This window comes from Thiothrix sp. UBA5583, from assembly GCA_002425225.1.
Taxonomy (GTDB): Bacteria; Pseudomonadota; Gammaproteobacteria; order Thiotrichales; family Thiotrichaceae; genus Thiothrix; species Thiothrix moscowensis.
This window is the reverse complement of sequence record DILV01000012.1, coordinates 15,698-35,476: the sequence shown is the minus strand read 5'-3', so window position 1 is coordinate 35,476 and position 19,779 is coordinate 15,698. Positions and strand designations below refer to the sequence as shown.

Here is a 19,779-nt window from a genome sequence, read left to right as displayed (position 1 = left end):
TGCGTTTGCGGTTGCGGTTGCGTTTGCGGTTGCGGTTGCGTTTGCGTTTGCGGTTGCGGACAGTAAAAATCCGTGGTTAAAACTGCCCGCCACGTTCATCCTGTTAGCCCTGTTCATACCTGCGTTTGCTGTGGCAGTCTGGCTGCGTAGTTTATTGATCCGGGTGGTGGCGACGGTATTCCATCCGGCGGCTGGTTTGCGCCACCTGCCCGCAAACTGGCGGGAAACTCTTGCCGTCGTGGACTTTACTCATCCACCGGAACTATTGCCCGGTGCGGCACAGGTGGATGATACGCTAACCGTCGGTGGGTTGTTAGCAAAAATGAAAACAAGCACGGGGGATAATTGGTGGGAGAAAGCCATACTTGCGGCTTTGTGGTATCCGCCTGCGTTGCTGTGGCGGTGGAGTTTGAAGGCGACGCTGTGGTTGTGGTTTCCGCTGGCGTTGCTGCTGCGCCCGGATAAGGCGACGGACAATGTGGGTAAGGTGCGCAAGGATGCCGTTACCCAGATTTGGGTTAGTAACCTGCTGCTGTGGGTGGCAATCGTGGTGGCATTGTGGCTGGGGACAGGGCATTTCCCGCCGGAAACCGTGCAATCATGGGCAGGACTGGCAGGTGAAAACGCTGGCAAGTGGCTGGAACAACTGCTGGCTCTGGCAACACCCCCCAACGGCTTGATTGAAGCCGTCTTATGGCTGTGTTGCAGTCTGGTTGGGCTGGTCTGGCTCTATTCCCAATACGTGCAAAAGCAAAGCCCGAAAACACTGGCGGAAGAAGATGCCATTTATGAGATGCACCCCGAACCCAAACAGCTATTCCTCACCCATTCCCGTTGGCTGGAACGTCTTTATGTGTTTCTGGTGGTGAGTTTTATCCTGCTGGGTTACGCCGTGGTGCTGCATTTGGCAAACCAACACTACCCGGCGGAACTGGGGCGATTTATTCCGGTTTGGCTACTAAACTGGTTGTGATACCGCAACGAGGCTAATCATGCACGACACCCACTGGCAAATATCCCCCAACCCCGCCAAAGCTCTGATGCTGGCAAAACGCCAACTCAGCGAATTCGTCTGCGATGCGGTCAATCTGGAAGGCATCAACATGACCCTGCCGGAAGTCCAAACCCTGCTGGACGGCATCACCGTGGGTGGGCACAAACTTTCCGACCAGCAAATCACCGTCAACCAAGGCAACGCATGGCGGTTGTTGTTTGAATGGATCGAACGTAACGCATTCAGCGTCTCGGCAGAAAAAGCCTGTGCACTTCATGCTGTTGCGGCGAAGGAAGAAGCCTTGACCTGGGGCGCATTCCGTACAGGCGGCGTGCTGATTGCGGGAACAGATTACCTGCCGCCACCTGCTGCCGAATTACCTGCCCAGTTCGACGCCATGGTGGCTGACCTTGCCCAAATTGACGACATTTACGATCAGGCCATCCATATCTTCCTGACCATGGCGCGTTGCCAGTTTTTCTACGATGTGAACAAGCGCATGGGGCGTTTCATGATGAACGGGCATTTGCTCCAGCACGGCTACCCCGCCATCAACCTACCAGCCAAACGCCAACTGGAATTCAACACCCTGATGCTGGCGTTTTATGCGTCTGGGGATGAAACCCCGATGAATGCCTTCATGCGCTCGTGCATGGATGAGCGGGTGCTGCGCATCATGCGGGAAACTCCGTAATTCAGCCTTCAACGCATCTTTTCGGTGCACGCTTCCCCGCCAACGCTCCAACACACTGCACGTTCATGCACGCTTTTCTTGCTCCTCCCCTGATAAGGAGAGGTCGGGAGGGGTTTCTTCATGCTGGCACAACCCTTGCATAACACTCCCCATACGCTGCCCCGGTCAACGGCGACCGCCCGCAGCCCCACCACGCACCGCAGCGTGACACAATAGACGGGTAACGAAGCCCTGAACCTCCGCGCCATCTCCACTGGCCTTGAGGTTCAGGGCTTTTTTGTTTTCAGGAGAAGCAAAAATGCTGAAAGAAAATCTGGTACTGATCGGCAACGGCATGGCAGGGGTACGCACCCTCGAAGAGCTGCTCAAGCTCGCCCCCGACCACTACAACATCACCGTATTCGGCGAAGAGCCTTACGGTAACTACAACCGCATCATGCTGTCGCCAGTGTTGGCGAGTGAAAAGACTATTGAACAAATCATGCTCAATGATGATGCCTGGTACGCCGCCAACGGCATTACCCTGCACAAGGGCAAAAAGGTCGAGGAAATCAACCGCGCCCGCCGCGAAGTGATCGCCACCGATGGCACAGTTGCGCATTATGACCGTCTCATTATTGCGACGGGTTCAGTGCCGTTCATGCTGCCCTTGCCCGGTGCGGATAAGGAAGGGGTGATCGGTTTCCGCGACATCAAGGACGTGGACACCATGCTGGAAGTCGCCCGCAAACACCAACACGCCGTTGTCATCGGTGGTGGTTTGTTGGGGCTGGAAGCTGCCAACGGCTTGATGAAACAAGGCATGGATGTGACGGTGGTGCATCTGCTCGACACCCTGATGGAACGCCAACTCGACAAGCCCGCCGCGCAAATGCTGCAAAAATCGCTCGAAGCACGCGGCATGACATTCCTGATGGAACACAGTACCGCCGAAATTATTGGCAACCAGCGCGTCATTGGCGTGCGCTTCAAAAACGGCACCGAAATTCCCGCTGATCTGGTGGTGATGGCAGTTGGTATCAAACCCAATATCGAACTGGGCAAAGCCGCTGGCCTGCACTGCGAACGTGGCATCGTGGTCAACGATACCCTGCAAACCATCACCGACCCGAAAATCTACGCGATCGGCGAGTGTGTGCAGCACCGTGGCATTGCCTACGGGTTGGTTGCGCCGCTGTTCGAGCAAGCCAAAGTTGCCGCCAACCATCTGGCACAGCACGGCATCGCCCGTTATGAAGGCACGGTGACTTCCACCAAGCTGAAAGTGACCGGGATTGAGCTGTTTTCGGCGGGTGATTTCATCGGCAACGACAAAACCGAAGAGATTGTGTTCAAGGATGCGGCTTCCGGCACGTACAAGAAAATTGTCCTGCAAGACAACCAGATCAAGGGTGCAGTGCTGTACGGCGATACCGTGGATGGCAGTTGGTATTTCCAGTTGATGAAAGACGGCACGGATATTTCCGCCTTCCGCGACACCCTATTGTTCGGGCAGGCGCATCTGGGCGATTCCGGGCATAACCCCGACACCCGTGTTGCCAGCTTGCCCGACTCTGCCGAAATCTGCGGTTGTAACGGTGTGTGCAAAGGCGACATCGTAAAGGCGATTACCGAAAAAAAGCTGTTCACGCTGGATGAAGTCCGCGCCCACACCAAAGCCTCAGCGTCGTGTGGCTCGTGTACCGGGCTGGTCGAATCCTTGCTGGCGCATACGGTGGGTGGTGACTATTCCGCCACGCCCAAAACCAAACCGCTGTGCAAATGCACCGATTACACCCACGATGACATCCGCCACGGCATTATCCAGTACAGCCTGAAAACCATGCCAGCCGTGCGCGAGCATTTCGAGTGGAAAACCCCGGATGGCTGCCCGGCTTGCCGTAACGCGCTCAACTATTACCTGCTGTGCGCCTTCCCCACCGAATACGTGGACGATGCGCAGTCGCGCTATATCAACGAACGCGCCCACGGCAATATCCAGAAAGACGGCACGTATTCCGTCGTCCCGCGCCTGTTTGGCGGGATGTGTACCGCTGACCAGCTCCGCGCCATTGCCGACGTTGCCGACAAGTACCAAGTGCCGACCATGAAGGTCACGGGCGGGCAACGCATTGATATGTTTGGTATCCAGAAAGAACAGCTTCCGGCGATGTGGAAAGACCTGACCGATGCGGGTTTCGTTTCCGGCCATGCTTACGGCAAGGCAATGCGCACGGTGAAAACCTGTGTGGGCAGCGAATGGTGTCGTTTCGGTACACAGGATTCCACTGGTTTGGGGGTGAAGCTGGAAGAGCTGACATGGGGTTCGTGGATGCCGCACAAGTTCAAGCTGGCGGTGTCCGGCTGCCCGCGCAACTGTGCGGAAGCCACCATCAAGGACTTTGGCGTGGTGTGCGTCGATTCCGGTTACGAGCTGCACATCGGCGGCAATGGCGGTATCAAGGTGCGTGTCACCGACCTGCTGACCAAGGTCGAAACCGAAGAGCAGGTGCTGGAATATTGCGGTGCATTCTGCCAGTTCTACCGCGAAGATGCGCATTATCTGGAACGTACCGCCCCGTGGGTTGAGCGCGTCGGGCTGGACAAAATTAAAAAGGCACTGGAAGACGCCGCAGGGCGCAAAGCCTTGTACGAACGCTTCCTGATTTCCCAGCAGCCTGCCCAGATCGACCCGTGGAAAGCCCGCGCCGAAGGTGCGGAAGCCCTCGAATTTACCCCGATTACCGTAGACGCTTGAGAGGAGTAACAACCATGAGCAAATGGATAGAAGTGGTCGAACTGAACAAAATCCCGGTCTTGGGTTCGCGCCTCATCAAGACCCGTGACCAAAGCATTGCGGTATTCCGGGGTAGCAACGATCAGGTATTCGCCATCCGCGACGCCTGCCCGCACAAGGGCGGCCCGCTGTCACAAGGCATCATGCACGGCACAACTGTCACCTGCCCGCTGCACAACTGGAAAATCGACCTCACCAGCGGCAACGCACTTGCGCCCGACGAAGGCTGTAGCAATGTGTTTGCGGTGAAGGTGGAAGACGGGAAGGTGTTTCTTCAGTTACCCCTCACCCCCCACCCCCCTCTCCCTCAAGGGGAGAGGGGGCGCAAGAAAAAAATTTATTTTAGCCCCTCTCCCCTTGAGGGAGAGGGGTTGGGGTGAGGGGGTCTTCAACCATGCAAACAACCAAAACCACCTGCCCCTACTGCGGCGTAGGCTGCGGCGTACTGGTGCAACAGGACACCAGCGGCAAGTTCAGCGTCAAGCCCGACCCGGAACACCCCGCCAACCTCGGCAGGCTGTGTTCCAAAGGCACGGCACTGGCAGAAACGCTCGACCACCCCGACCGCCTGCTGTACCCGGAAATCCACGGGCAGCGGGTGTCATGGGATGAAGCCACCCGCACCATTGCCAACCGTTTCCGCAGCATCATTGAGGAACACGGCGCGGACGCCGTAGCGTTCTACGTTTCCGGTCAACTCCTGACCGAAGACTATTACGTTGCCAACAAGCTGATGAAAGGTTTCATTGGCTCGGCGAACATCGACACCAATTCACGCCTGTGTATGTCATCGGCGGTGGCGGCACACAAACGCGCGTTCGGTGAAGACCTTGTGCCATGCAGCTACGCCGATTTGGAGCAGGCGCAACTGATTGTGCTGGTGGGCAGCAATACCGCGTGGTGTCACCCTGTCCTCTACCAACGCATGGTCAAAGCGAAAAAAGCCAACCCCGCGCTGCAAGTGGTGACGATTGACCCGCGCCGTACCCAGACCGCCGACCTTGCCGACCTGCATCTGGGGCTTGCCCCCGGCACGGATGCTTCTTTGTTCAACGGCTTGCTGGCATGGCTGGCGGCAAACGGGCATACCGACACCGCTTTCGTCAGCCAATCCACCAACGGCATGGAACAGGCAGTGGCGATGGCGCAAACCACTGCCCCCAACGTGCAGGCAGTGGCGGAACAATGCCGCCTGCCAGTGGAAGATGTGCAACGCTTTTTCGATTTGTTCGCCCGCACCGACAAGGTGGTCACGGTGTTTTCGCAAGGCATCAACCAGTCTTCCAGCGGGGTGGACAAGGGCAATGCCATCATCAATTGCCACTTGCTCACGGGGCGGATTGGCAAGCCGGGGGCAGGCGCATTTTCTTTCACCGGGCAACCCAATGCGATGGGCGGGCGCGAAGTCGGTGGGCTGGCTAACCAGCTTGCCGCGCATCTGGACATCGACAACCCGCAACACCGCGACCTGGTGCAACGCTTCTGGCAATCGCCGCGCATGGCGCAACAATCCGGGTTGAAGGCGGTGGATTTGTTCCGGGCGATCGAAGCGGGCAAGGTCAAAGCGGTGTGGATCATGGCGACCAACCCGGTAGTGAGTTTGCCGGATAGTGACCAAGTGCGGCGTGCCTTGGCGCAATGCGAACTGGTGGTGGTGTCCGATTGTGTGCGCCATACCGATACGCTGGCGTGGGCGCATATCCGCCTGCCTGCGCTGACGTGGGGCGAACGCAACGGTACTGTCACCAATTCCGACCGCACCATTTCGCGCCAACGCCCGTTCCTGCCCGCACCGGGCGAAGCCAAACAGGATTGGGAAATCATCCGCGATGTGGCGTGGGCAATGGGCTATGCCGCGCATTTCCCTTACGACTCGGCACATGATATTTTCTGCGAACACGCCGCCTTGTCAACGTTTGAAAACACGGGCGGGCGTTGTTTCAATATCGGTGCGTGGCAGGATTTGAGTGCGCTGGAATACGATGCCTTGCCACCGACCCAGTGGCCGCTGGATGCCACGGGGCAGGGGACGCAACGCCTGTTTGCTGATGGCAAGTTTTTCACCGCTTCCGGCAAGGCGCAATTCATCGCGGTGCAGCCGCGTTTGCCGCAGTCGCTACGCAGTGCAGAATACCCCTTCGTCCTCAACACCGGGCGGGTGCGTGACCATTGGCATACGCTGACGCGCACCGGGATTTCCGCACGTTTGTCGGCACACAAAAGCGAGCCTTACGTGGAAATGCACCCCTGCGATGCCCGCGACCAAGGCTTGCAGGAAGGCACGCTTGCCCGCCTCCACAACCCCTTGGGCGAACTGCTGGTGCGGGTAAAAACCAGCCGTGAGCAGCAGCGCGGTAGCCTGTTCGTGCCGATGCACTGGAGCGGGCAATTCAGTGCGGCGGCGGGGGTGGGGCGGCTGATTCCGGCGGTGGTAGACCCGATTTCCGGGCAGCCGGAAGCCAAGCACGCGACGGTGGCGATTGTGACGTTTGCAGCAGGGTGGTGTGGGTTTTTGATTGCGCGAAGGAAGCTAAGCCCTGTTGGGCTTCCCCCCCATCCTAACCTTCCCCCGCAGGGGGGGAAGGAACAAGAGACTTGCCCTTCTTGCTCTTCGCTCCCTTCCCCCCTTGCGGGGGAAGGGTTGGGGATGGGGGGGTATTACTGGTCAATCATCAAAGTCGAAAACGCCTGGCGTTACGAGCTTTCCGGCAACACCCCCAGTTCCGATTGGGCAGCCTTCGCCCGCGAGCTGCTGTGCCAAAACGATGATGCCGTGAACTGGACGGAATACTTCGATACTGCCCGCCAAACCTACCGTGCAGCCCGTTTTGTCGGTGGGCAACTGGAAAGCTGTCTGTTCATCAGTGCCTCCGCCGATGTATTGCCAGCGCGTGAGTGGCTGGTCAGTTTGTTTGCCCATGAAACCTTACAGCCGCAAGACCGCATTAGTCTGTTGGCTGGCAAACCCACGGTGGTAGGTGAGGACAAAGGGCGCATGGTTTGCGCGTGTTTCAACGTCGGGGAAAAGACCATCCGCAAAGCGATTGCCGAACAAGGGCTGGATAGCGTGGAAGCCATCGGGCGGTGTCTGAACGCAGGTACGAATTGCGGCTCGTGTGTGCCAGAACTGAAAGCATTGCTGGCGTAATTCTTGCATTCTCCCAGTATTAGCGTTTGCTCATACAAGGTTCTTATGCACAAACTGATGTTGGTCGATCATGACCCCGAACGTTCCGCCAGCCTCGAAGCGGCGCTGCTGGCTGCGGGTTATTCCCACATTCTACGTGTCGGGCAGGGTGAAAACCTGCTCACGGCGGTGCGCACTCACCAACCCGACATCATTTTGATTGACATGCAAAGCCCTGACCGCGACACGCTGGAATCGCTGCGTAATGTCAGCCGCGAAATGCCCAAGCCGATCGTGTTTTTCGCCGAACAAAGCGACCTCGACACCACCCGCGCTGCCATCAATGCCGGGGTCAGCGCCTATATCGTTGACGACCTGCCTGGCAAACGTTTGAAATCGGTACTGGAAGTGGCGATTACCCGTTTTCAGGAGCATCAAAAGCTCAAAGACGAGCTGGAAGACTACAAATCGCGTCTGCAAGACCGCAAGGATGTGGATAAAGCCAAAGGCATCCTCATGCAGCACCGCAATCTGTCCGAAGAGGAGGCGTATCAGCTCCTGCGCAAAATGGCAATGGATCGCAACATGAAAATCGGTGAAGCCGCCCGTAATTTCGTCGCGGCAATGGCGCTATTGGGAGGAAAGTTCTGATGAAACAAGACCTGCGCATCGGTTTTTTGCCTCTCACCGACTGTGCTGTGCTGGTAGCAGCACTGGAGCGTGGTTTCTTTGAAAAATACGGTTTGCGTGTCACTTTGCAACGTGAGGTTTCGTGGGCAAACATCCGCGACCGGGTGGCGTTCGGTGAGTTGGATGCTGCGCACATGCTTGCCCCGATGCCCTTGGCGGCAACGTTGGGGATTGATGGCTTGGGTGTGCCCATGCAAGCCGCTTTCAGCCTCGGTTTGAATGGCAGCGCGATCACCCTCGCCAGTCAGTTGATGGATGAGGTACGTAACCTGTTTCCGCAACATTTATGCAGCAGCCCCTTGCGTGCCAACGGCTTGAAAGCCCTGCTCGACATGCAGCAAGGACGTAAACTGGTGTTCGCCAGTGTCTACCCCTTTTCCCAGCACCATTATTTGTTGCGTGCATGGTTGCAAGATGGCGGTCTGGATTTGGAGCGTGAAGTCGAGATTCAAGTGATTCCACCTTCGCAAATGGTCAGTGCTTTGGCTGAGGGCAAAATTGACGGTTATTGCGCAGGCGAGCCGTGGAATCAAATGGCAGTTCAGCGTGGTATTGGTTGTGTTGCTGTTAGCAGCTACGATTTGTGGCACAACGGCCCGGAAAAAGTGTTGGGTGTCACCCAGACGTGGGCAGAAGCTAACCCTGAAACCCACCTTAATCTGTTATGTGCGTTGCTAGAGGCTGCCCGTTGGACTGATGACGGACATAACCGCACTCAGTTGGCGGAACTGTTGGCGCGTCCACAGTATTTGGATGTGCCGGTGGAACTGATCCGTGCGCCGCTGTTGGGGCGTTACCGTTACGCGACGGCTGAGCCGGAACGCTTGCTGTCGGACTTTCATGTATTTGCCCGCTATGCCGCCAATTTTCCGTGGCATTCGCATGGGCGTTATTTCCTGCAACAGATGCAGGCAGCAGGGCAACTCAAACAGCCTGTCGCTGGCGAGCAGGCACTGCTTGCCAAGGTGTATCGCACCGATTTTTATCGGTTGGCAGCAGATGTGCTGTGCCTGCCATACCCAAGGGTGGATGAATTGCCGATGACTGGTTGCACCACTGCATGGGTGTTGCTTGAAGCCAGCCAAGCGATGGCGATGGGCAGTAATTATATTGCACTGCATCAATTGCGTGCCATGTGAGGGCATCAAGCACAATATAAGTGCATTCTAATGGATTCGTGAGGTGGGTGGAGCGTAGTAACACCCGCCAAATCCCTAGCAAAACCGCCATTTCTCCCAGTTGGCACACCCCTTGCATAATACTTCACAAGCAGTCAAAGGCGACTGCAACTGAAGTGACTCCTCCTCTTATCCGCGCGACGTAGTGCGGAATTTTGGGTAAAGCTGCCCTGACCTCTGTTGGTTCCTCCTCACCAACAGGCGTCAGGGCTTTTTTTTGGCTACGAAAAAAGGTTTTGACGATGAGCAACACACAATCAACAAACCGCCGGACTTTCCTCAGGAAAGCGACGTTGGCATTGGCACTGAGCATAGGGCTGGGTGCTGGCATGTTCACCAGCACACTGGTGCAGGCAGACATCGGTAAGCCGGAAAAGACCGACCTCAAGTTCGGTTTCATCAAGCTGACTGACATGGCTCCGCTGGCGATTGCCTATGAAAAAGGTTTCTTTGAAGACGAAGGCTTGTTTGTCAAGCTGGAAGCGCAAGCCAACTGGAAAGTGCTGCTGGATGGCGTCATCGACGGGCAACTGGATGGCGCACACATGCTGGCAGGGCAGCCACTGGCAGCCACGGTGGGTTTCGGTACCAAAGCCGATGTCATTACCCCGTTTTCGATGGATTTGAACGGCAATGGGATTACCGTTTCCAACGCGGTGTGGGAAAAGATGAAACCCCACGTGGAAATGAAAGACGGCAAACCCGTCCACCCGATCAAGGCTGAAGCCCTCAAGCCGGTCATTGAGGAATACAAGAAGGATGGCAAGCCGTTCAATCTCGGCATGGTGTTCCCGGTTTCCACCCACAACTATGAACTGCGCTACTGGCTGGCAGCGGGCGGCATCAATCCTGGTACTTACGCACCTGCCAAAGATGACATCAAAGGCCAGATCGGTGCAGACGTGATGATTTCCGTCACCCCGCCACCGCAAATGCCCGCGACGATGGAAGCAGGTACGATTGACGGCTATTGCGTCGGCGAACCGTGGAACCAGCAAGCCGTCGCCAAGGGTATCGGCGTGCCGGTCATTACCGACTACGAAATCTGGAAAAACAACCCGGAAAAAGTGTTTGGCATCACCAAGGAGTTTGCTGAAAAGAACCCGAACACCACGGCGCGTCTGGTAAAAGCCCTGATCCGTGCTGCTTACTGGCTGGATGAAAACAACAACGCCAACCGTAAGGAAGCGGTAGAAATCCTCTCCAAGCCGGAATACGTCGGTGCGGATAAAGCGGTGCTGGAAAATTCCATGATCGGCACTTACGAGTACGAAAAAGGCGACAAGCGCGATGTGCCGGACTTCAATGTATTCTTCCGTTACAACGCCACTTACCCGTACTACTCCGATGCAGTCTGGTATCTGACGCAAATGCGCCGCTGGGGTCAGATTGGCGAAGCCAAGGATGACAAGTGGTTCGATGAAACCGCGAAAAAAGTTTACCGCCCTGACATCTACAAAGTGGCAGCCGAAGCCCTGATTACCGAAGGCAAGCTGAAGAAGGAAGATTTCCCTGACTTCGCAGCAGAAAGTGGTTACAAGCCTGCCACCAGCGACTTCATCGATGGCACAACTTACGACGGCAAAAAGCCGAACGAGTACATCGAGCAGTTCAAGATCGGGCTGAAGAAAGACGAGAAGGTGTAAAGAACCCCTCACCCCTAGCCCCCTCTCCCTCAAGGGGAGAGGGGAACAAGAGAATTACTGCCTCCCATCTTAGCCCCTCTCCCCTTGAGGGAGAGGGGTTGGGGTGAGGGGTAAAACGGAGTTTCCCATGAACACCAAGCAATTATTCCAGACCTTCGCAGCGCCATTCCTCGGTATCCTGCTGTTTCTGGCGATCTGGCAGGTTGGCGCACCCAAAATCGTGACCTCACTTGGCGCAGTACCAGGGCCAGTGCAGGTGTTCGAGCAATTCACCGGCCTGATTGATGAGCATCAGGCTGCCCGCCAGAAAGAGGTGGAATTCTACCAACGCCAGGAAGAACGCAACGCCAAGGCTAAAGCCGAAGACCCGGCTGCTGAAACCGAAATGCGTAAATACACAGGTAAGGCTACCTTCTTTGACCAAATCTGGACGAGCATCGTCACCGTCATGACCGGCTTTGTGCTGGCAGGTTTCATCGCCATCCCGCTGGGTATCGTGGCGGGGCTGAGCCAGACGGTGTATTCCGCCATCAACCCGCTGATCCAGTTGTTCAAACCTGTTTCGCCGCTAGCGTGGCTGCCAATCGTGACCATGATCGTGAGCGCTGTGTATGTGTCGGATGACCCAACCTTCGACAAATCGTTCGTCAACTCGGCGCTGACTGTGCTGCTGTGCTGTTTGTGGCCGACCATCATCAATACCACGGTGGGTGTGGCCAATATCAGCAAGGATTTGCAGAACGTCAGCAAGGTGCTGCGCCTGAGCTGGTGGACGCATGTGCGCAAGATCGTGCTGCCTTCCGCCATTCCGATGATCTTCACCGGCTTGCGTTTGTCACTGGGGATTGCGTGGATGGTGCTGATTGCGGCGGAAATGCTGGCGCAGAACCCTGGGCTGGGCAAGTTCGTCTGGGATGAATTCCAGAATGGCAGTTCCAATTCGCTAGGGCGCATCATGGTGGCAGTGATCGTCATCGGCCTGATCGGCTTTGCGCTGGATCGCGGCATGTTGTTCCTGCAACGGCATTTTTCCTGGGACAAGAGCATGGCTCTGCGTTAATCAGCTACAAGGAGAACAGACATGACCAACAAGAATCACCCGGATCACCTGCTGATTTCGCAAGTATCCATCGACTTTCCAACCCCAAAAGGGCCGTACCGTGCGCTGGACAAAGTGAACCTGCGTATCGAAAAAGGGGAATTCGTTTCCATCATCGGTCATTCCGGCTGCGGCAAATCGACTGTACTGAATATCGTTGCGGGGCTGTATCAGGCCACCGAAGGCGGCGTCATCCTCGACGGGCGTGAAGTGAACGAGCCGGGGCCAGAACGCGCAGTGGTGTTCCAGAACCATTCCCTGCTGCCATGGTTGACCGCCTATGAAAACGTCGAACTGGCAGTGAAGCAGGTGTTCAAGGGCAGAAAGACCAAAGCCGAAATGAAGGAATGGATCGAACACAACCTGACACTGGTGCATATGGATCACGCCATGCACAAACGCCCGGATGAAATTTCCGGCGGCATGAAACAGCGTGTCGGCATTGCCCGCGCCCTGGCGATGGAACCGCAGGTGTTGTTGCTGGATGAGCCGTTTGGCGCATTGGATGCCCTGACCCGCGCCCACTTGCAGGATTCCATGATGGAAATCCAGGCCACCCTCGGCAATACCGTGATCATGATCACGCACGATGTGGATGAGGCAGTGTTGCTGTCTGACCGTATTGTGATGATGTCTAATGGCCCGGCAGCGACTGTCGGCGAGATTCTGCAAGTCAATCTGCCACGCCCGCGCAACCGGGTGGAAATGGCGGAAATGCCAGAATACATCCGTTGCCGTCATGCGGTGCTGAGTTTCCTGTATGAGCGTCACGGACGCAAAGAGGCTGCTACTCCCAAGGCCAGGGTAAATGCCTCCAAGACCGATGAGGAAAGCGAACCCGCAAGGGGTAATGTGGTTGAACTGAAAACGCTGTCAGCCAAGGCGGCCTAAGCAAAAAACTGCTATACGGGGCTTGACGCAAGCCGCCCAGCCCCGTATAGTTCGCGCTCTTGATTGAGGAATGGAAGCAAACTATCCTACCTCTTGCAACGTCGGAGTATAGCGCAGCCTGGTAGCGCACCTGTTTTGGGTACAGGTGGTCGGGGGTTCAAATCCCTCTACTCCGACCATTCATTTTCTTAAAATCTGCGCCCGTAGCTCAACGGATAGAGCAACGGCCTTCTAAGCCGTAGGTTGCAGGTTCGAGCCCTGCCGGGCGCGCCATTTTAGCCCCGCAGTTCTCAGTACAGCTTTCAGTGGTGACTGTAGCGCAGTTGGTAGCGCACTGGATTGTGATTCCGGTGGTCGTGGGTTCGAGTCCCATCAGTCACCCCACTTTTTCCCTATTTCAAATGTTATACAAGAGCGCAACTGCTGTGTATAATCGCCTCCTTCGTGATTCTGTGCCACTTACTTGCTAACAGGATCCACGGTTTACAGATACGTGCGAAAATGGCGGAATTGGTAGACGCACTGGATTTAGGTTCCAGCGCCGCAAGGCGTGAGAGTTCGAGTCTCTCTTTTCGCACCATCCTTATCCCCCTTGAATTTAACGATGAAATGCCCTGCATCCAAACGATGACAGGCCCGTAAACGAGGTTTTTTACATGCAAGTTTCTGTCGAGACAACTGGTAACATCGATCGCAAAATGACTGTGGCGCTGCCTGCTGCCCAGGTTGACCAGGAAGTCGAAAAACGTCTGAAATCCATGGCTGGACGTGTCCGTATTGATGGTTTCCGCCCCGGCAAAGTCCCTTTCAATGTGGTTAAAAAGCGTTATGCTGAAGCGACACGCTATGAAGTCGTGGAAAAGCTGTTGGGAGCCACTTTCCAGCAGGCTGCCAGCCAGGAGCAATTGCGTGTTGCCGGTTTGCCTGAAATTGATCTGACCAGCATGGAAGAGGGCAAAGATCTGGAGTTTGTTGCCAGTTTCCAGGTTTACCCTGACATTACCATCGCAGGGGTTGAAACACTGAGCATCACTCGCCCTGTTGCTGAAGTCGGCGATGCTGATCTTGATGCCATGATCGAGACTATCCGCAAGCAAAACAAGGACTGGCAGGAAACTGACCGTGCGGCTGAAGTCGGTGACATGGTAAAGGTCGACTTCGATGGTTCTATTGATGGTGTCGCGTTTGAAGGCGGTGCTGCACAGGATTATTCTGTGGAACTGGGCGCGGGCCGGATGCTGAAAGACTTTGAAGAAGGTCTGGTTGGCATGAAAGCGGGCGAAGAGAAGGTAATTGAGGTCGCTTTCCCTGAAGGCTATCACGCAGAAGACCTCAAGGGTAAAACTGCCCAGTTCAAGCTGAGCATGAAACAGGTGCGTGCCCCCGTATTGCCGGAAGTGGATGCTGATTTCATCACCAAGTTTGGGGTGGAAAGTGGCTCTGTCGAAGATTTCCGTGCTGAAGTGAAAAAGAACATGGCGCGTGAATTGGGTAATGCCATCAAGACCCAGCTCAAGCAGCAGGTGATGGATGGCTTGTCTGATTTGCATGTGTTCGATATTCCGAAAGCGCTGATCAGCGATGAAATCCGCTACATTCGTGACGAGTTTTCGCAAAATACCGGTAGTTCTGCCGATAATATGCCGGACGCACTGTTTGCACCGCAAGCCGAACGGCGCGTCAAACTTGGTTTGCTGGTGGGCGAAATCATTCGCCAGCATGACTTGAAACGTGACCAGGCACGGGTTGATGCCATGCTGGAATCATTGGCTGCCACGTATGAAGAACCGGCGGCATTGATGGATTACTACCGTGGCAATCGTCAGGCGATGCAAACCATTGAAGCGGCTGTCATGGAAGAAATGATCGTTGAGTGGGTCATGGGCAAAGCCACTGTCACCGACGAGAACCGCAGCTTTGACAGCGTAATGAACCCCGGTAAGCAGCAAGCACAGGCTTGATCTGCTTGATGAAAAGGTAGGTAACGATGTTTGGAAAAAACCCGATCGAACCGCGTGCAGTCGGTGTACCGATGGTCATTGAGCAATCTTCGCGTGGTGAGCGTGCGTTTGACATCTATTCGCGTTTGTTGCGTGAACGTGTCATTTTCTGTGTGGGTGAAGTCGAAGACTACATGGCCAACCTGATCGTGGCACAGTTGCTTTTCCTCGAATCTGAAAACCCGGAAAAGGACATCCACCTGTATATCAATTCACCGGGTGGTGTTATTACTTCAGGGATGGCGATTTATGACACCATGCAGTTCATCAAGCCGGATGTCAGTACCCTGTGCATTGGGCAGGCAGCCAGCATGGGGGCTGTGTTGTTGGCGGGTGGAGCCAAAGGCAAGCGTTTTGCCTTGCCACATTCGCGTGTCATGATCCACCAGCCTTTGGGGGGATTCCGTGGACAGGCTTCCGACATCGAAATCCATGCGCGTGAAATCCTCAAGATGCGTGCCGAGTTGAATGGTGTGTTGGCGAAGCATACCGGTCAGCCACTGGATCGTATTGAGCAGGACACTGATCGTGACAACTTCATGGATGCTGTCACAGCGCAGGAATATGGCCTGATTGACGAGGTGTTGTACACCCGTTCATGAAGGTTTTAGGCGTTGCTTAAGCCTTTTGTCCGAAAACAGCCTGCATTGTCAGGCTGTTTTTGTCTCTGGACAGGTATTTTTCAGGAAAAACAGCGTAAAATACACCTTAAAAGCGTGGTGTTCTTGTCACAACGCGGATTAATCACAATAATAACACTTGAAAACATTGATGCGGACACCACATAGTCCCTTGGTCATAATAGTAAAGTGCCTGAAAGCGGGCACAGGATAGAGGTTCTGATGAGCAAAGATAGAAGAGGCGACCACGATAGCGGCAAATTGTTGTACTGTTCCTTTTGCGGGAAAAGCCAGCATGAAGTGCGCAAACTGATCGCCGGGCCTTCGGTATTCATCTGCGATGAGTGCGTCGATCTCTGCAACGACATTATTCAGGAAGAAATGCACGCAACGCAGGGTACGGATGATTCTGCGGCTCTGCCTACTCCCCGCGAACTCAAGGCCAAGCTGGACGATTACGTCATCGGTCAGGAACTAGCGAAAAAAGTCCTTTCTGTCGCTGTCTACAACCATTACAAGCGCCTGTACAAAAAGGGCGGCAAGGATGAGGTCGAACTGGCGAAAAGCAATATTTTGCTGATCGGGCCGACCGGTAGCGGCAAGACCTTGCTGGCGGAAACACTGGCACGGTTGCTGAATGTACCGTTTACCATTGCGGATGCCACCACTTTGACCGAAGCCGGTTATGTGGGTGAGGATGTGGAAAACATCATCCAGAAACTGCTGCAAAAATGCGATTACGATGTAGAAAAAGCCCAGACCGGTATTGTTTACATCGACGAAATCGACAAGATTTCCCGCAAGGCTGACAACCCTTCCATTACCCGTGATGTATCGGGTGAAGGTGTGCAACAGGCATTGCTGAAACTGGTTGAAGGCACAATTGCCTCGGTGCCACCACAAGGTGGGCGTAAGCATCCGCAGCAGGAATTCTTGCAAGTGGATACCCGCCATATCCTGTTTATTGTTGGTGGTGCATTCGCAGGGATGGACAAAGTAATCAGCAACCGCACCGAAAAGGGCAGTATCGGTTTTTCTGCCAAGGTTAAAACCCCGGATGAAAACCGTCGTTTCGGTGAAGTCATCAAGGACATCGAAGCAGAAGATCTGGTGCGTTACGGTCTGATTCCCGAGTTTGTCGGGCGTTTGCCAGTCGTGGCGACCTTGGACGAGCTGGATGAAGAAGCCTTGATGCAAATCCTCACCGAGCCGAAAAATGCCTTGACCAAGCAATATGCCAAGTTGTTTGAAATGGAAGGTTCAGAACTGGTTTTCCGTGAAGATGCCCTGCACGCCATAGCCCGCAAGGCGATGGAACGCAAAACCGGTGCTCGCGGTCTGCGTTCCATCATGGAAAAGATTCTGCTTGATACCATGTACGACCTGCCTTCCTTACAAAATGTCAGCAAAGTAGTGGTGGATGAAGCCGTCATCAATGGCGAATCCACACCATATCTCATCTACGAAAATGTCGAACAGCAGGCAGCAGCAGGCGAGTGACACATTTCCCGTGTACCCTGTCAACGAGGCAGGGTACATCTTCTAATGCCACAGAGAGTATTGGTTATGGCTAAGACTATTATTGTCCCTGTATTACCGTTACGTGATGTCGTGGTATATCCACATATGGTAATTCCCCTGTTTGTTGGGCGGAACAAGTCCATACACGCACTCGATATGGCGATGGATAACGACAAGCAAATTCTGCTGGTTGCACAAAAAAGTGCTGAAGTCGATGCGCCCGATTTGGAAGACGTGCATACGGTTGGCACACTGGCAACCATTCTACAATTACTGAAATTGCCAGATGGAACTCTGAAAGTATTGGTTGAAGGGCTGGAGCGTGCAGAAATCATTGCCATCGACAATGACGGCGATTTTTCGGCAGCCCGCGTGGAAGTCCGGGCATCCATCCCCGGTGATGAACGCAAGGTGGATGTACTGAGCCGTTCACTGGTTGGTTTGTTCGAGCAGTACGTCAAACTGAATAAGAAAGTACCGCCAGAAATCCTCTCTTCCCTTGCCAGTATTGACGATCCTGTGCGTTTGGCAGATACCATCGCTGCCCATCTTGGCTTGAAGATTGCCGAAAAGCAGCGCGTGCTGGAAATGTTGGATGTGGAAGAGCGTATCCAGTACCTGATGGAATTGGTGGAAGGTGAAATTGACCTGTTGCAGGTAGAAAAGAAAATCCGTGGGCGCGTCAAGCAACAAATGGAACGCAGCCAACGCGAGTATTACCTCAACGAACAGATCAAGGCCATTCAGAAAGAACTGGGTGAAATGGATGATGCCGCACCCAATGAAATGGAAGAGCTTGCCCGCAAGGTCGACGCTGCCGGTATGTCGAAAGAGGCCAGGGAAAAAGCTGAGACCGAGCTGAAAAAGCTGAAAATGATGTCGCCCATGTCAGCAGAAGCCACCGTGGTGCGCAACTACATTGACTGGCTGGCTGGTTTGCCTTGGAAGAAAAAGTCCAAGGTCAACAACAATCTGGCAGCAGCCGAGAAAGTGCTGAATGAAGACCACTACGGTCTGGATGAAGTCAAGGAACGTATTCTGGAGTTTCTGGCGGTTCAGCAACGGGTCAAAAAGCTCAAAGGCCCGATCCTCTGTCTGGTTGGACCGCCGGGCGTGGGTAAAACGTCCTTGGGGCAATCCATCGCCCGTGCCACCGGGCGCAAGTTTACCCGCATGGCCCTAGGTGGCGTGCGTGACGAAGCGGAAATCCGTGGGCATCGCCGTACTTACATTGGTTCATTGCCGGGTAAAATCATCCAGAACCTGAGCAAGGTAGGTACTCGCAATCCATTGTTCCTGCTGGATGAAATCGACAAGATGTCGACCGACTTCCGGGGCGATCCGTCGTCTGCCTTGCTGGAAGTGCTGGATCCCGAGCAAAACCACACTTTCGCCGACCATTATTTGGAAGTGGATTTCGACCTGTCGGACGTGATGTTCGTGGCAACTTCCAACAGTATGCGTATTCCAGGGCCGCTGCTGGATCGTATGGAGGTTATCCGCATTCCGGGCTATACCGAAGATGAAAAACTCAGTATTGCCAAAAACTACCTGATCCCCAAACAGCTCAAAAGCAATGGTTTGAAGAAAGGCGAGTTGGCAATCAGTGATTCTGCGGTGCTGGAAATTATCCGTCATTACACCCGCGAGGCCGGGGTGCGTAATCTGGATCGGGAGATTTCCAAACTGTGCCGCAAAGCCGTCAAGGATCATTTGCTCAACGATCGCAAGAAAACCTCCATTACACCGCGTAATATCGAAAAGTATCTGGGGGTAAAGCGTTTCGACTATGGTCGTGCCGACAAGTCCAATCAAGTCGGGCAAGTGACCGGGCTGGCATGGACATCCGTCGGTGGTGATCTGTTAACCATTGAAAGTGCCTTGTTGCCGGGTAATGGCATGATCAAGAGTACCGGACGTCTGGGTGAGGTGATGAAAGAATCCATCCATGCGGCTGAAACTGTGGTGAAAAGTCGCGCCCGCCAGTTGGGGATTACCCGCAAGTTCCTGCGCAAGCACAATGTGCATATCCACGTACCTGAAGGTGCGACGCCCAAGGATGGCCCCAGTGCAGGTATCGGTATGGTGACAGCAATGGTTTCCGCCATGACCCGCATTCCGGTACGTGCCGACGTGGCGATGACAGGGGAAATTACCTTGCGTGGTGAAGTGTTGCCGATCGGTGGATTGAAGGAAAAGCTGTTGGCGGCACACCGTGGTGGCATCAAGCTGGTATTGATTCCGCGTGAAAACGAAAAAGATCTGGCGGAAGTTCCTGAGAACGTCAAGAAAGGTCTCGAAATTCACCCTGTCAAGTGGATTGATGAAGTATTATCCCTGGCATTGGAGCGTAGTCCCTTGCCATTGGCTGATGATGAAGATGTGGATGATGAGGATGGGGGAAGCCCACAAGTAGTACCTGCACCTGTGGTGGAAGAGGAGGATGTTACTCCTGCAAGACCACATTAATACGCTACAATTGAATGAAATACTCCTGCGTGCGTGAAGTCCGTCATTTTGTTGACATATTTTGGATGTCACTG

The 19,779-nt window shown here is 54.6% G+C and carries 13 protein-coding genes, 4 tRNA genes and 1 pseudogene; all 18 read left to right on the top strand.

Annotated features, from left to right (window positions below):
* Nucleotides 1-973: hypothetical protein (locus tag B2U47_RS03990; RefSeq protein ID WP_296676610.1), on the top strand; the 973-nt coding region annotated here is incomplete at its 5' end.
* A 19-nt stretch (nucleotides 974-992) separates the two neighbouring features.
* Complete coding sequence (locus B2U47_RS03985; RefSeq protein WP_296676607.1) at nucleotides 993-1,688, top strand: Fic family protein; 696 nt, start codon at nucleotides 993-995, stop codon at nucleotides 1,686-1,688.
* Nucleotides 1,689-1,986: 298 nt separating this feature from the next.
* On the top strand, nucleotides 1,987-4,425 hold the full coding sequence (nirB, locus tag B2U47_RS03980) for a nitrite reductase large subunit NirB (RefSeq protein WP_296676604.1): 2,439 nt from the start codon (nucleotides 1,987-1,989) through the stop codon (nucleotides 4,423-4,425).
* A gap of 14 nt (nucleotides 4,426-4,439) precedes the next feature.
* Nucleotides 4,440-4,745, top strand: a pseudogene (nirD, locus tag B2U47_RS03975) (nitrite reductase small subunit NirD); the annotation flags it as partial.
* Nucleotides 4,746-4,858: 113 nt separating this feature from the next.
* Nucleotides 4,859-7,612, top strand: coding sequence for a nitrate reductase (locus tag B2U47_RS03970; protein WP_296676602.1), 2,754 nt, complete (start codon nucleotides 4,859-4,861; stop codon nucleotides 7,610-7,612).
* Nucleotides 7,613-7,657: 45 nt separating this feature from the next.
* On the top strand, nucleotides 7,658-8,242 hold the full coding sequence (locus B2U47_RS03965; RefSeq protein WP_296676601.1) for an ANTAR domain-containing response regulator: 585 nt from the start codon (nucleotides 7,658-7,660) through the stop codon (nucleotides 8,240-8,242).
* The gene (locus tag B2U47_RS03960; RefSeq protein WP_296676598.1) at nucleotides 8,242-9,420 is read left to right on the top strand and encodes a CmpA/NrtA family ABC transporter substrate-binding protein; all 1,179 of its coding nucleotides are present in this window, start codon (nucleotides 8,242-8,244) and stop codon (nucleotides 9,418-9,420) included. Before B2U47_RS03965 ends, B2U47_RS03960 begins: the two co-directional genes overlap by 1 nt.
* Before the next feature lie 281 nt (nucleotides 9,421-9,701).
* On the top strand, nucleotides 9,702-11,105 hold the full coding sequence (locus B2U47_RS03955) for a CmpA/NrtA family ABC transporter substrate-binding protein (RefSeq protein ID WP_296676596.1): 1,404 nt from the start codon (nucleotides 9,702-9,704) through the stop codon (nucleotides 11,103-11,105).
* 127 nt (nucleotides 11,106-11,232) lie between these two features.
* Nucleotides 11,233-12,165 carry an ABC transporter permease gene (locus B2U47_RS03950; RefSeq protein WP_296676593.1) on the top strand — a complete coding sequence of 311 codons (933 nt, stop codon included), beginning with the start codon at nucleotides 11,233-11,235 and terminating at the stop codon, nucleotides 12,163-12,165.
* A gap of 21 nt (nucleotides 12,166-12,186) precedes the next feature.
* Nucleotides 12,187-13,095, top strand: a complete 909-nt coding sequence (locus B2U47_RS03945) for an ABC transporter ATP-binding protein (protein ID WP_296676591.1) — start codon at nucleotides 12,187-12,189, stop codon at nucleotides 13,093-13,095.
* Between the two features lie 102 nt (nucleotides 13,096-13,197).
* Nucleotides 13,198-13,274 (top strand) — tRNA-Pro (locus B2U47_RS03940).
* 18 nt (nucleotides 13,275-13,292) lie between these two features.
* Nucleotides 13,293-13,368: transfer RNA gene (locus tag B2U47_RS03935), tRNA-Arg, on the top strand.
* A gap of 35 nt (nucleotides 13,369-13,403) precedes the next feature.
* Nucleotides 13,404-13,479: transfer RNA gene (locus tag B2U47_RS03930), tRNA-His, on the top strand.
* A gap of 111 nt (nucleotides 13,480-13,590) precedes the next feature.
* A tRNA-Leu gene (locus B2U47_RS03925) sits at nucleotides 13,591-13,675 on the top strand.
* 76 nt (nucleotides 13,676-13,751) lie between these two features.
* The gene (gene tig, locus B2U47_RS03920; protein WP_296676589.1) at nucleotides 13,752-15,056 is read left to right on the top strand and encodes a trigger factor; all 1,305 of its coding nucleotides are present in this window, start codon (nucleotides 13,752-13,754) and stop codon (nucleotides 15,054-15,056) included.
* 26 nt (nucleotides 15,057-15,082) lie between these two features.
* On the top strand, nucleotides 15,083-15,697 hold the full coding sequence (gene clpP / locus B2U47_RS03915; RefSeq protein ID WP_296676587.1) for an ATP-dependent Clp endopeptidase proteolytic subunit ClpP: 615 nt from the start codon (nucleotides 15,083-15,085) through the stop codon (nucleotides 15,695-15,697).
* Between the two features lie 240 nt (nucleotides 15,698-15,937).
* Entirely contained in the window at nucleotides 15,938-17,215 is a 1,278-nt protein-coding gene (clpX, locus tag B2U47_RS03910; RefSeq protein WP_296676583.1) for an ATP-dependent Clp protease ATP-binding subunit ClpX, read from the top strand.
* Between the two features lie 66 nt (nucleotides 17,216-17,281).
* Complete coding sequence (gene lon, locus B2U47_RS03905) at nucleotides 17,282-19,705, top strand: endopeptidase La (protein ID WP_296676580.1); 2,424 nt, start codon at nucleotides 17,282-17,284, stop codon at nucleotides 19,703-19,705.
* Nucleotides 19,706-19,779: the final 74 nt, after the last annotated feature.

Excerpts from the sequence above, each read along its gene's own strand:
- B2U47_RS03985 (WP_296676607.1), top strand. The coding sequence starts at position 993 with ATGCACGACACCCACTGGCAAATATCCCCCAACCCCGCCAAAGCTCTG.
- nirB (WP_296676604.1), top strand. The coding sequence starts at position 1,987 with ATGCTGAAAGAAAATCTGGTACTGATCGGCAACGGCATGGCAGGGGTA.
- B2U47_RS03970 (WP_296676602.1), top strand. The coding sequence starts at position 4,859 with ATGCAAACAACCAAAACCACCTGCCCCTACTGCGGCGTAGGCTGCGGC.
- B2U47_RS03965 (WP_296676601.1), top strand. The coding sequence starts at position 7,658 with ATGCACAAACTGATGTTGGTCGATCATGACCCCGAACGTTCCGCCAGC.
- B2U47_RS03960 (WP_296676598.1), top strand. The coding sequence starts at position 8,242 with ATGAAACAAGACCTGCGCATCGGTTTTTTGCCTCTCACCGACTGTGCT.
- B2U47_RS03955 (WP_296676596.1), top strand. The coding sequence starts at position 9,702 with ATGAGCAACACACAATCAACAAACCGCCGGACTTTCCTCAGGAAAGCG.
- B2U47_RS03950 (WP_296676593.1), top strand. The coding sequence starts at position 11,233 with ATGAACACCAAGCAATTATTCCAGACCTTCGCAGCGCCATTCCTCGGT.
- B2U47_RS03945 (WP_296676591.1), top strand. The coding sequence starts at position 12,187 with ATGACCAACAAGAATCACCCGGATCACCTGCTGATTTCGCAAGTATCC.
- tig (WP_296676589.1), top strand. The coding sequence starts at position 13,752 with ATGCAAGTTTCTGTCGAGACAACTGGTAACATCGATCGCAAAATGACT.
- clpP (WP_296676587.1), top strand. The coding sequence starts at position 15,083 with ATGTTTGGAAAAAACCCGATCGAACCGCGTGCAGTCGGTGTACCGATG.
- clpX (WP_296676583.1), top strand. The coding sequence starts at position 15,938 with ATGAGCAAAGATAGAAGAGGCGACCACGATAGCGGCAAATTGTTGTAC.
- lon (WP_296676580.1), top strand. The coding sequence starts at position 17,282 with ATGGCTAAGACTATTATTGTCCCTGTATTACCGTTACGTGATGTCGTG.